This window comes from Microbacterium sp. NPDC078428 (assembly GCF_044542535.1).
GTDB lineage: Bacteria > Actinomycetota > Actinomycetes > Actinomycetales > Microbacteriaceae > Microbacterium > Microbacterium limosum.
Window position 1 is genome coordinate 852,493 of the sequence record NZ_JBITUP010000001.1, and the last position, 12,563, is coordinate 865,055.

Below are 12,563 nucleotides of genomic sequence, written 5' to 3' on the forward strand. Positions count from 1 at the left end.
CGATGCGCGCCACCTTGCCGACACCCGCCCCGGCCGCCGCGCCGGAGCAGGAGACGCCGCGCCGCACCGTGGCGGCATGGTCGCTGCCGGTGTGGGCGGCGGTGCTGGCATCCGCGGCCGCCGGCCTGCTGCTGGATTTCGCCTCCGCACCGGTGGGGTGGTGGCCGTTGACGTTCGTGAGTGTCACGGTCGCCCTGGTGGCCCTGATGGGCCGCAGCATCGCCGGGGCGTTGCTGGTCGGCACTGTGTTCGGCGCCGTGTTCTACATGACCCATCTGGTGTGGGTGGGGGAGTTCCTCGGCCCGGTGCCGTGGCTTGCCCTCGCCGGGCTGGAAGCGGTTCTGTTCGGCGCGGGCGCGGTGCCGATCGCCCTCGCCTACCGGTGGACCGCCCGCTATCCGGCCCGCGTCCTCGTGCAGCTGCTCGCGGTGCCGCCGCTGATCGCGGTTCTGTGGACGGCCCGTGAGGTGGTGATGGGTGCGTGGCCGTACTCCGGGTTCCCGTGGGCACGCCTCGGGATGACCCAGGTCGGCGGCCCGCTCGCCGAGGTCGCGTCGTGGACGAGCGTGACCGGCCTGTCGCTGCTGATCGTCATTCTGTGCGCCTCGGTGGTGCAGTGGATCCGCGCCGGCGGCATCCGGTTCATGCTCGGGCTGCATCCTGCCGTGAGCGTCGCTGTTCTCCTGGTCGTGACTCCGCAGTTCCCCACCGCGCCGGCCGGGGATTTCCGCGTGGGATGGGTGCAGGGCAACGGCCCCACCGGGTACTTCGACGACAAGGCGCCCGGCGAAGTCCTGGCCGCGCAGACCGCCGCCACGGTGCCGCTGTACGGGCAGCCTATGGATCTGCTGGCCTGGCCGGAGGGCGGCGTCGACGCCGACCCGCTCAGTGATCCCGCCGCCGCCAAGGCGTTGGACCGGGTCGTGCGCTCGGCCGGGGCGCCGTTGCTGATGAACGCCGCCACCACCCGCGGCGACGATGTCTTCAACACGTCCTTGCTGTGGACCGCGGATCCCACGGGCCGGCAGTGGCACGACAAGGTCAACCCGGTCCCGTTCGGGGAGTACGTGCCGGACCGGTGGTTCTACGAGCTGATCGTCCCCGACCTGGTCGGACTGATCCAACGCGAGTACACCCCGGGCACCAACCCGCCCATCGTGCAGGTCGGCGACGTCGGGGTGGGGTTGGCGATCTGCTTCGACGTGATCTACGACGCCGTGATCTGGGACGGCGCCCGCGCCGGCGCAGAGGTGTTCGTGTTCCAGACCAACAACGCCGACTTCCGCGGCACCGACGAGAACCTGCAGCAGCTCGCGTTCGCCCGGATGCGCGCCATCGAAACCGGCCGCGCGGTCGTCAACGTCTCCACGGTGGGCACCAGCCAGGTCATCACCCCGGACGGCACCACCGTCGACAGCATTGGCGTCGACACCGCTGACGCGTCGATCAGCACCGTCCCGCTGCGCACCGGACTCACCCCGGCGGTGATCCTCGGTCCCTGGCTCACCGCTCTCATCGTCCTCGCTGCCGCCGGCGCTCTCACCGCGGCGGGGTTCTCCCACCGTGCCCGCACGCGTGCGGTCGCCGCAGATCGTTCGACTGATCCGGGGAGGCACCCATGAACAGGCCACGGGTGAGGCCTGCCGGAGGTCGACTGGCCGGTTCGCTGCGAACGCTGGCGACGGGCAGCGATCTCACCCTTCTCAGTGACCCGACGGCAGAGGAGTGCGGGTGTGCGCCCACGCCCGCGGAGAGCCGCGCATTCCGGGCCGGGGTGAGCCGGCGCACTCTGCTGACGGCGGGAACATTGAGCGCGGCCGCCGTCCTGGTTGCCGGCCCGCTGCTGCCGGCAGCGTTCGCGGCGACCTATCCGTCCTGGGAGGACGTGCAGTCCGCGAAAGCGAACGAGGCCACCAAGGCTGCCGAGGTGCAGCGGATCCAGGGTCTCATCCAAAGTCTGACCGGCGAGGTGGTGCGCACCCGCACCGCCGCCGAGCAGGCCGCCGGCGCGTTCTACACCGCCCAGCAGGAGTACTTCGACGCATCCATCCGCGCCGACACGTTGCAGTCCCAAGCCGAAGTGGAAGCGCAGGACGCGACCGACGCGGCGAACAAGGCCGGCCGCATCGCCGCGCAGTTGTACCGCGACGGGGGCGACACCACCTCCCTCGAGCTGTTCCTCTCCGGGTCGGCCGCGACCGCGGACGATCTCCTGTCCCGGCTGGGAGTGATGGACAAGCTGCTGGAACGCAACCAGGCCGTCTACGCTGCGGCGCTCACCGCCCGCGATGCCGCGCAGAGCCTGACCGATCAGGCGGTGGTGGCCCGGGATGAGCGCGACCGGCTGCAGCAGGTCGCCGAGCAGAAGATGCTCGAGTCGCAGCAGGCCGCCGATGCTGCGCAGGCCGCGCTGGACGCGCAGACCCTCCACCTCGGCGAACTGCAGGCCCAGCTCGCCGCCCTCGAGGACACCACCGCGAAGACCATCGCCGACTATCAGGCCGGGGCGGAGGCTGCCCGCATCGCCGAGGAGCAGCGGCGAGCGGCGGAGCGCGCCGAAGCGGAACGGCTCGCCGCCTCGGGCGGCGGTGGTGAGGGTGTGGTCAGCTCCGGGTGGGCACGGCCGACCTCCGGGCACCGCACCTCGGGGTTCGGGCCGCGCAGCTCCCAATGCGGCAATGGGTACTGCTCGACCAGCTACCACTACGGCGTCGACCTCAGCGGCGGATGCGGCGCGGGGATCTACGCCGCCGCGGCCGGCACCGTCGTCTACGCCGGGTACAACGGCGGCTACGGCAACTACATCAAGATCGACCACGGCGGCGAGATCGGCACCGGATACGCCCACATCCGCCCCGGCGGCTTCTACGTCGGATACGGCCAACGCGTGAACGCCGGCGACCTGATCGGCAGCGAAGGCAACACCGGCAACGCGTTCGGCTGCAACCTGCACTTCGAGGCCTACGTGAACGGCTCTCCGGTCAACCCCATCACCTTCCTCGCCGACCGCGGCGTGTCCATCTGACCCGAAACGAACCAGGACATCATGACTGACCAGACCACCCCACCAGGCGGCGGCGACCAGCCCCAGACGCCGCCCACGCGCCGCAGCCTCCGCCGCTCCGCCACGTCACCAGCCACCAGCCACCAGCATCATCACCACCACCCGCCCCCCAGGGCGCCCGCCCGCAGAAACGTCCGCCCGTGGTCGGGTAATCGCGCTGCGCCCAGTGCGCTCCCTGGCGGTCCTCACGGTGGTCACCGGCCTGATCGCCACGTTCGCCCTCCCCGCGTATGCCGCCTGGCAGCCGGCGGACCTCGAGATCCCGACACTGCAGCAAGTCGCGTCCGAGGACGCGCAATCCTTGATCGTCGCCTCCGACGCGACTGGGACGCAGCTCACACGGGAGAGCTACTCGGCCACCACCCAGGCGGAGATCGACCAGAAGAAGGCGGCAGAAGCAGCCGCAGAACGTGCCCGCGCCTCCGCACAACTCGCCTCGGTGCCCTTCGACTACAGCATCGTGCCCCAAGGCAGCGGAGCCGTGCGGTGGCCGGTGGGCGGCCCGTTCACCGTGACCGACCGCTTCGGTGCTCGAGGCGGCGCGCATATGGGCACCGACATGGTCGCTGCCGGCGGAACCCCTTCTACGCGTCCGTCGACGGCGTCGTGCGGATCTCGCAGGACAGCTACGGCGGCTACGGGGTGACCGTCGTGGTGGAATCCGTGCTGAACGGGCAACAGGTGAGCACGGTGTACCCGCACATGCAGACCGGAAGCCGGCAGGTCGCCGCCGGGCAGACCGTCACGGCCGGGCAACTGGTCGGACTCGTCGGCAGCACGGGACGCTCCACCGCGAACCATCTGCACTTCGAGGTCTACCTCGACGGAACCGCCGTGGACTCGCTGGCCTGGCTGGAAGCGAACGCGGGCTGACCCATGTGCACGGATCTACCGCGCCACCCCGCTCGCGGGCACCCCCTGACCGCAACGACGAAGAGGACGACCCTGCCATGACCGGAACCGACGCGCTCTCCCTCGACGGCATCTCACTGCTGCTGGTGTGGACGGCGATCGCCACCTACCTGCTCGCGTTCATCGCGTACACCATCGACCTGGCCGGGCGCTCCGTCCCCGCCAGCGTCCCGCAGCGGGAGCCGGCCCTGGCTGGCGCTGCCGCACGGGCGGGCCAGCAGACGGACAACGCCCAGAGTGGGTCGGTGGACAGTGTTCGCACGCCGCCCGCGCAGCGGCAACGGCTGCTGTGGGCGCGGATCGGGACGTCGCTGACGGTCCTCGCGTTCCTGTTCCACCTGGCCGGCACCATCCTGCGCGGGATCGCCGCGGAGCGGGTGCCGTGGGCGAACATGTACGAGTTCGCGCTGACCGGCACCGTCCTCATCGTCGCCGTTTACCTGCTGGTGCTGCGCCGCTACGACCTCCGCTTCCTCGGTGCGTTCCTGATCGGCATGGTGGTGCTGCTGCTGGGCGGCGCGACGATCTCGTTCTACGTCGAGGTCGTTCCGCTGATGGATCCGCTCAAGAGCGTGTGGCTGGTCATCCACGTCTTCGTCGCCTCCCTGGCCACCGCCCTGTTCGCGATCGCCTGCGGCATCTCCATCACCCAGCTCCTGCAGATCCGCCGGGAGCGCCGCGCCCGAGCATCCTCGGACAGTACCCGCGCCGCCGGTCCCGGGTTCCTGCGCACTCTACCCACCGCCGACGTGCTCGAGTCCCTCGCGTACCGGTTCGCGATCGTGGGGTTCGTGTTCTGGACGTTCACCCTGATCGCCGGCGCGATCTGGGCCAACGACTCCTGGGGTCGCTACTGGGGCTTCGATGTCAAGGAGGTGTGGACGTTCGTGATCTGGGTGCTCTACGCCGGCTACATCCACGCCCGCGCGACCCGCGGCTGGCGCGGTACCCGCTCCGCCTGGCTGTCCATCATCGGGTTCGTCGCGGTGCTGTTCAACTTCACGATCGTGAACATGTTCTTCCAGGGCCTGCACTCCTACTCCGGGCTCACCTGACCCCGCACCCCTGCTCCGACCGCTTGCCCGAGCCGAAAGCACGCACATGACCCCGATACCCTCGATTCCCGCCACCACGCGTGCGGATACCACTGAACGCGGACAGCGGTCACTCCGACCGCGACAGGAATGACTCCTCGCGTCTTGTGGGTCGCAGGGCCTGCGATCCTCGGCGCGGTCGCACTCATCGCCTTGGTCGGCGCGTTGTGGTTTGGTGGGGGTGTTGCGCCGATCCCGCTCGGCGACGCCGGCCCTGTTGTGCGCTGGGGTCTTCCGGTCGCGAAACTGGTCGTGAACCTCGCGGCCGCGGGCATGGTCGGTGTGCTCGTGACCGCGTTGTTCACGCTGCGGGCCGGTGAGGGCGAGTTCGACGTCGCCCTCGATACCGCGTCGATCTCTGCTGCCCTGTTCACCGTGGCCGCGGGCGCGACCGGGTTCCTCACGTTTCTCAGCGTGTTCAACCCGGCCATCGACGCAGGCCCCCAGTTCGGTGCCCAGCTCGGCCGGTTCCTCATCGAGCTCGAGGTCGGCAGGACATGGCTGATCACGACGGTCGCCGGCGCCGCCCTCACCGTCCTGACCTTCGCCGTGCGGTCCTGGGTCGGGACGCTTCTGGTCGCCCTGGTGGCGGTGGCATCGCTCGTGCCGATGGGCACGCAGGGGCACTCCGGCGACGACGCCTTCCACCACGAGGCGATGATGGCGCTCATCCTGCACATCATCGGCGCCGCGGTGTGGCTCGGGGGGCTCCTGCTGCTCATCGCCGTCCGTCCAGTCCTCGACCGTCGCCGCATCCCCGATGTCGTCGCCCGCTACTCGAGCATCGCTCTGGCCGCGTTCGTGCTCGTCGCCGTGTCCGGCACGGTGCGCGCAGCGATCGGCCTGCAGGAGTGGTCCGATCTGCTCTCGCCCTATGGCGCGATCCTAGGCGTCAAGGTCGTCGCACTCGTCGGCCTCGGCCTCTTCGGGGCGTGGTACCGCACCCGCCTGATCGGCAGGATGCGCAGCTCCGACGCGGCATCCCGGCCCTTCTGGATGCTCATCGCGTTCGAGCTGGCGCTGATGGGTGTGGCCAGCGGCGCCGCCGCGGCGCTGGCCCGCACCCCGCCACCGAGCCCGGCCCCGCTTCCCGAGATCCCCTCGCCGGCAGAGCGCCTCACCGGTGCCCCGCTGCCCCCGGAGCTCACGATCGAACGGTGGGTCACCGCGTGGAACGTGGACATGTTGTGGGCGGTGCTCGCTGGGTTCACGATCTTCTTCTACCTCGCTGGGGTGTGGCGGCTGCGCCGTCGCGGCGACGCGTGGCCGGTGTATCGGACGATCATGTGGGTCGCCGGCATGGTGCTGCTGGTCTGGGTCACCGGCGGCGTCGTCAACGTCTACCAGGACTACCTGTTCAGCATGCACATGGTGGGGCACATGCTGCTCACGATGGCGATCCCGGTGCTGTTGGTCGCCGGCGCCCCGGTGACGCTCGCCGCCCGGGCGATCCGCAAACGCGACGACGGCACCCGCGGCGGGCGCGAGTGGATCCTGTGGGCGGTGCACAGCCCGCTCGCCCGCATCCTGACGAACCCGTTCGTCGCGGCCGCCCTGTTCATCGGCTCACTGTGGGTGTTCTACTACACCGACCTGTTCCGCTGGTCGCTATACGACCACCTCGGCCACCAGTGGATGATCGCGCACTTCCTCATCACCGGCTACCTGTTCGCGCTCTCCCTGATCGGCATCGACCCGGTGCCGTGGCGGCTTCCCTACGCCGGCAGGCTGCTGCTGCTCATCGGTGTGATGGCGATGCACGCGTTCTTCGGCATCGCCATCATGATGCAGTCGGGGCTGATGGTCGCCGACTGGTTCGGGTCGATGGGTCGCACCTGGGGTGCCACACCGCTCGAGGATCAGTACACCGGCGGCGGTATCGCGTGGTCGATCGGCGAGATCCCCACCCTGATCCTCGCGATCACCGTAGCGATCCAGTGGAGCCGCAGCGACGACCGCGAGACCAAGCGGCGAGACCGGCACGCCGACCGCACCGGCGAAGCCGAACTTGAGGCCTACAACGCACGCCTCACCGAGCTCGCCGACCGCGATGCTCGCAGCCGCAGATAGGGCGCACAACGTGACGACGAAAGAGGAGCTCGCCGACCGCTACGGTCGCGCCCCGCGGCCCATCCGCCGCCGCGTGTTCTGGATCACCGTCGCGACGGTGGCCGTGCTGTCCATCGTGGGACTGGCGTGGCTGACTGTCTCGAACTCGCTTGACGACGTCGGATTCGACGAGACGGGTTACGAGCTGGTCGATGCGCGCACCGTGACGGTGTCGTTCCAAGCCACCCCGCCCGCTGGTACGTCGTTCGCATGCGCGGTGCAGGCATTGGATGAGGACTTCGGCATCGTCGGTTGGCGTGTCATCGAGTACCCCGCGTCCGAGGAGATCACACGAGCACTCGTGGAAACCATCCCGACCGTCGCGCAGGCAACGACCGGCACCGTGCAATCCTGCTGGGCCACATAGCCGCGCAAGGGAGGCCGTCGCCTGCGCCGGCTGAGTCTCTCAAGCGGTGGGCCTGTCTTCGTGGTCGATACCGTGATGCTCTTTGCCGCGCTCGAAGTTGAGTAGGCGGAGTGCGTTGCCGACGACGATCAGGGTGGAGCCTTCGTGGATGAGCACGACCGCGCCGATGTTCAGGCCGAGGAAGGTGGCGAGGATGAGGAACGCGACGATCGCGAGGCTGGCGATGAGGTTCTGCCGGATGATGCGGCTGGTGGCGCGGCTGAGCCGCACCGCGAACGGGACGCGGCCGAGGTCGTCGCTCATCAGCGCGATGTCGCAGGTTTCCAACGCGACGGTGGAGCCGGCGGCGCCCATCGCGATGCCGACGTCGGCGCGCGCCATCGCGGGGGCGTCGTTGACGCCGTCGCCGACCATCGCGATCGGCCGGTGGGTTTCGGCGAGGCGGGTGATCTGAGCGACTTTGTCCTCGGGGAGCAGCTCGCCGATCGCGGTGTCGACGCCGACTTCCCGGCCGACCGCGTCGGCGACACGCTGGTTGTCGCCGGAGATCATCACGAGCTGCCCCACGTTCGCGCCCCGGAGTGCACGGATCACCTGGGCGGACTCCGCGCGGGACGCATCCATCACGCCGACGATGCCGAGGAACCGGTCGCCACGGCGAACGATCATCAGCGTCTGCCCGGAATCCCTCGCCTGCGTGTACGCGTCGGCCAACGTGCCGGTCAGCGCGAGCTGCTGCTCGTCGAACATGCGCAGGTTGCCGACATCGACCCGCTCGCCGTCGATCGTCGCCGTGACGCCACGCCCGACGACCGCGTTCAGGTCCGTCGCGGTGAGGCGATCGGGCTGGGGAACACGAGGCTCGAGGTCGCGGACGATCGCCTCGGCCAGCGGGTGGTCGCTAAGCGCTTCGACAGCGACCAGAGTGCGGATCAGCTCGGACTCGGGCACGTCGCCAGCAGGCGTGACGGACGTCACCCGGGGGGCACCCCAGGTCAGGGTGCCGGTCTTGTCGAACGCCATCGCCTTGACCCTCCCGAGCGTCTCAAGCGGGGCGCCGCCCTTGACGAGCACGCCCGCACGCGCAGCACGGGCCACGCCCGCCAAGACGGCGGCCGGGGTTGCGATCGCGAGCGCGCAGGGGCTTGCGGCGACGAGCACCGTCATGGCGAGGTAGAACGCGTCGGGGAACGGTTGCGCGAACGCGAGCCAGGGGATCAGGAGCGTGACCGCGACCCCAAGGATCACCGCGGGCACGTACCAACGCTGGAAACGGTCGATGAACTGCTGTGTGGGGGAGGCGGCCTGGTCGGCGGAGCGGACGAGCTCGACGACCTTGCTGAGCGTCGAGTCCGCCGCGGTCGCAGTAACCTCGACCTCGAGCACGCCGGACCCGTTCACCGTGCCGGCGAACACCCGGTTGGCGGCGGGCAGGGTGTCGACGGTGCGCATCGCCCGCTCCGGGTCGGCCACCGGCTCCTTCTCCACCGGAATCGACTCGCCGGTGACCGCGGACTGATCCACTGCGGACACCCCGGAGATCACGAACCCGTCTGAGGGAATACGGGAGTTCGGGCGGATGACGACGATGTCCCCAACGACGATCTCCTCCACAGGCACCTCCACCGGCTCGTCCCCGCTGCGGCGCACCAAGGCACTGCGGGGAGCGAGCTCGGCGAGCGCTTCGATGGACTTGCTGGCACGGCTGAGGGCGTACTCCTCGAGCGCGTGGCCGAGGCTGAACAGGAACAGCAGCACCGCCCCTTCCGCCCACCGGCCGATGAGCGCGGCGCCGATCGCGGCCACCAGCATGAGGAAGTCGACCTCGAACTTCCCTCGCATCGTCGAGGCGATCGCGGTGCGGAACGTGAAGAACCCACCGAAGAAGTAGGTGGCGAGGAAGAACACCAACGGCCACCCGACCATCGGCAGCCCCAACGCGAACTCTGCGATCATCCCGCCGGCGTAGGTCACGCCCGCGGCGATCGCGAACCACAGCTCCCACCGGGCCGAACCGTGGGAATGGTCGGGCGTCTCCGCAGCGGGCGCGGTAGTCGTCGGGGAAGAAGCAGTCATGCGACCAGAATACATCACAAGATCATGATATATTGTAGTTGTGAATGATGATCGTGATCGGACGGCACAATGGTGAGTATGGCTGTTACGGATCGAGGAACTGGGCCGCTGTCTGTTGCGGATGCTGAGCGGCTCGCCGAGATCATGCAGGCGCTGGCCTCACCTGTGCGGCTGCGCATTCTAAGCGCGCTGAGTGTTCAGCCGAGCACCGTGACCGAACTCAGCGAACAGTTGCACATCGGACAGACGACCACATCGAACCATCTGCGGCTACTGCGGCATCTAAGCCTGGTCATCGGCACGCGCGACGGCCGCCACATCCACTACTCGCTCTTCGATGACCACGTCTCCGAACTGCTCGAGGAAGCCATCGGTCACCTCGAACACCTGCCGCACGGAGGGTGATGTAGTGAGTGAACGTGAAGCGGTAACAGGAGGAGGAACTCCCGGACACGGGCATCGCCTCTGGTGACGAGACGAGCGGTTGGCGTAGCCGGCGTCAGACTTCGTTGCGGGCGCAGCGGTACTCGATCCGCACGGTGTCGCGCCAGTGGCAGGAGTGCGGGCCGAGCTGCGAGCCGGCGATCCGCTGCCGGCGGCCGACGACGCGGAACCCGGCCCGCTCGTGCAGGCGCGATGGAGCGACCTGCCGTCGCCAGCGTCTTCGACAAGTGTCGGAACGTCAATTGCTTGTCGTCTGTCCGTGGGGACCGCTATGGCCACGCGGAACCTACTATCACGCAGGGCAGCCGCAACGCGTCGGTCGAACACCGAAGAACTGGCGCTGAAACTGACCGCGGTCGTGCCGGACGGACACGGCTCAGGCGCTCGGGTGGCTCGTCTTCGCTCCGGTTGCTTCCGAACGGTGGGGCGACGTCGTGCGCACCTACTGGGTACGAACACACCGCGATAGCTCGCTTCTTCACTGATTCGATCATCACGCCGAAAGGGTCACTGCGGCGCAAGTTGTTGTGCCAGCCAGGTGAGTGCCGGGATTCCGATGACGAGGTTGAGGGGGAAGGTGATGCCGATGCTGGCGGTGAGGGACAGGGCGGTGTTCGCGTCGGGCAAGGCGAGGCGGACGGCAGCGGGTGCAGCGATGTAGGACGCGCTGGCGCAGAGAATGCCGAGGACGACCGCACCTCCGACGTCCATCCCGATGAGTGCCGCGGCGGCAACTCCGAGCGCTCCGGCGGCGGGGGGGAAGACCAGCGCGAAGGCGATCAGTCCGGCCCCGCCTTCTCTGATGGTGCCCAGGCGGTGTCCGACTTCCAGGCCGAGGGCGAGGAGGAACAGCACCAGCAGTCCGCGGAACGCGTCGGTGAACACCGGTTCGATGGGCGCGTACCCGGCGGGACCGGCGATGAGGCCGATGGCCAGGCCGCCAACCAGCAGGAGCACGGACTTCCCGGTGAGAACTTCGTGCAGGGTCGGCGACCATCCGGCGGTCTTGGCGAGGTGCCTTCGGGCCAGCAGGATGCCGATGAGGATGCCGGGCACTTCGAGAACGGCGAGCAGGGTGGCCGCGTAGCCGGGGTAGGCGATGCCGGCGCTGTCCAGGAACACCAGCGCCGCGGTGAAGGTGACGAGGGAAGTGGACCCGTAGTGCGCGGCGATCGCGCCGCGGTCGACCCGGCTCAGGCGAGTCACCACGCGCAAGGCGCCATAGGCCGCGGCAGGGATGATCACCCCGAGGGCCAGGGAAAGTGCGACTGGGCCGAGCACTGCGGCAGCGGTCTCACCGCGCAGCGCCACTCCGCCCTTCAGACCGATCGCCAACAGCAGGTAGATGGACAGCGCCCGCATCATCGCGTCCGGAACCTTCAGGTCAGACTTCATGGCGGCGGCGAGCACGCCGAGTCCGAAGGCGAGGACGGGGGGTGAGAGCAGGTTGGTCAGGGCTGCGTCGAACAAGAGGGTCCCCCATCGTGATTGGTGAAGCAAACTTCTGCCATCGCAGAATAGCGGAAGTTCTCTTCACCAAATGACAGGGATGTTTGGCAGGATGGGGGAATGGCGCAGTGGACCTTTCTCACACATCACGCGCATGTACTCCTGGCGGTCGCGCAGAACAACGACGCCGCCGTCCGGGACATCGCCGCGGTGGTCGGGGTGACGCCGCGGTCAGCTCTGACGATCCTCAACGACTTGGAGTCGGCGGGGTACCTGGAGCGGGAGAAGCGGGGCCGACGCAACCATTACGTGCTACACGCAGACCGCCCGTTGCGTCATCCGTCCAACGCCGCGCACACCGTCGACGACCTGATCCGCGCCCTCCTCGATATCACGTAGCCCCTCCGCCGAACGATCATCCAGCACCGCGGCGAGAAGACATTCGCTCGCTTCCGCTAGACGGTATGTAGTGACCGCCTTCGGGTGAGGGGGTCGCGGGACGGGGCCTCGCTCACAAAACTCGTGGGTTACCGGGTGGAGGTGGTCCGCCCGGCCTATCCGACATTTGTGGGAGGCCCCGTGTTCACTGAGCGTACGAGTTCACCCTTGCGAAATGTCTATCTGGGGTCCATGATCTTGGCCAGAACGAGCTTTGACTCGCCCCGGCGTGTCCGGAGACATGATTCCTTGGAAGGATCTGTCTCATGGGACGTCCCAGTAAGTATCCGCGCGAGCTTCGTGAGCGCGCTGTCCGCATGGTCGCCGAAGTGCGGTCCCATCGCCGAGCGGGGTTTGCCGATGACGGCGGCAATGCCGGCAAGCGTGGTCGCTCGTAATCCCAGGCGCGCGATCTCCGTAGCGGCGGCGCCGAGGATCTGAGAGTGGGTCTCAGATCTCGACAATGAGGCACCGAGGGCGTGTCGCGGGCACTTTAGGTGAGCCTCGTCGGGCCCCGGAGTGCCTCAAGTCAAGGTGCCCGCGAAAGTTGTTCGGTGCCTCATCTGAGAATGCCCGCGAAACGGGTTAGCTGGCGCGGCGGAGTTTGACG

General features: G+C 68.6%; 11 protein-coding genes. 9 read left to right on the forward strand and 2 right to left on the reverse strand.

Annotation, left to right across the window (positions count from 1 at the left end):
• The first annotated feature begins 2 nt into the window (after positions 1-2).
• The 7 genes from lnt to ACIGCK_RS04080 all read left to right on the forward strand — a co-directional run bounded on the left by lnt (position 3) and on the right by ACIGCK_RS04080 (position 7,546).
• A complete protein-coding gene (lnt, locus tag ACIGCK_RS04050) occupies positions 3-1,622 on the forward strand; it encodes an apolipoprotein N-acyltransferase (protein WP_396663939.1) in 1,620 nt (539 codons plus the stop codon).
• Complete coding sequence (locus tag ACIGCK_RS04055; RefSeq protein WP_396663940.1) at positions 1,619-3,025, forward strand: M23 family metallopeptidase; 1,407 nt, start codon at positions 1,619-1,621, stop codon at positions 3,023-3,025. Before lnt ends, ACIGCK_RS04055 begins: the two co-directional genes overlap by 4 nt.
• A gap of 205 nt (positions 3,026-3,230) precedes the next feature.
• Positions 3,231-3,710 (forward strand): hypothetical protein, encoded by a 480-nt coding sequence (locus ACIGCK_RS04060; RefSeq protein WP_396663942.1) that lies wholly within the window; start codon positions 3,231-3,233, stop codon positions 3,708-3,710.
• Positions 3,671-3,937: a M23 family metallopeptidase gene (locus ACIGCK_RS04065; protein ID WP_396663944.1), complete on the forward strand. Its 267-nt coding sequence runs from the start codon at positions 3,671-3,673 to the stop codon at positions 3,935-3,937. The genes ACIGCK_RS04060 and ACIGCK_RS04065 overlap by 40 nt, the downstream gene beginning before the upstream one ends.
• A gap of 77 nt (positions 3,938-4,014) precedes the next feature.
• Positions 4,015-5,031, forward strand: a complete 1,017-nt coding sequence (gene ccsB / locus ACIGCK_RS04070) for a c-type cytochrome biogenesis protein CcsB (protein WP_396663946.1) — start codon at positions 4,015-4,017, stop codon at positions 5,029-5,031.
• A 129-nt stretch (positions 5,032-5,160) separates the two neighbouring features.
• A complete protein-coding gene (locus tag ACIGCK_RS04075) occupies positions 5,161-7,140 on the forward strand; it encodes a cytochrome c oxidase assembly protein (RefSeq protein WP_396663948.1) in 1,980 nt (659 codons plus the stop codon).
• Between the two features lie 10 nt (positions 7,141-7,150).
• Positions 7,151-7,546 carry a DUF4307 domain-containing protein gene (locus ACIGCK_RS04080; protein WP_396663950.1) on the forward strand — a complete coding sequence of 132 codons (396 nt, stop codon included), beginning with the start codon at positions 7,151-7,153 and terminating at the stop codon, positions 7,544-7,546.
• 39 nt (positions 7,547-7,585) lie between these two features.
• On the opposite strand, the gene ACIGCK_RS04085 is transcribed toward ACIGCK_RS04080, so the two are convergent.
• Complete coding sequence (locus ACIGCK_RS04085) at positions 7,586-9,622, reverse strand: heavy metal translocating P-type ATPase (protein ID WP_396663952.1); 2,037 nt, start codon at positions 9,620-9,622, stop codon at positions 7,586-7,588.
• Positions 9,623-9,700: 78 nt separating this feature from the next.
• On the opposite strand from ACIGCK_RS04085, the gene ACIGCK_RS04090 reads away from it, so the two are divergent.
• Positions 9,701-10,027 (forward strand): ArsR/SmtB family transcription factor, encoded by a 327-nt coding sequence (locus ACIGCK_RS04090; RefSeq protein ID WP_396663953.1) that lies wholly within the window; start codon positions 9,701-9,703, stop codon positions 10,025-10,027.
• A gap of 546 nt (positions 10,028-10,573) precedes the next feature.
• Here ACIGCK_RS04090 and ACIGCK_RS04095 read toward each other — a convergent pair.
• Complete coding sequence (locus tag ACIGCK_RS04095) at positions 10,574-11,566, reverse strand: sodium-dependent bicarbonate transport family permease (protein WP_396663955.1); 993 nt, start codon at positions 11,564-11,566, stop codon at positions 10,574-10,576.
• Positions 11,567-11,635: 69 nt separating this feature from the next.
• Here ACIGCK_RS04095 and ACIGCK_RS04100 point away from each other — a divergent pair, with 69 nt between their 5' ends.
• Complete coding sequence (locus tag ACIGCK_RS04100) at positions 11,636-11,914, forward strand: helix-turn-helix transcriptional regulator (RefSeq protein ID WP_396663956.1); 279 nt, start codon at positions 11,636-11,638, stop codon at positions 11,912-11,914.
• Positions 11,915-12,563 lie beyond the last annotated feature (649 nt).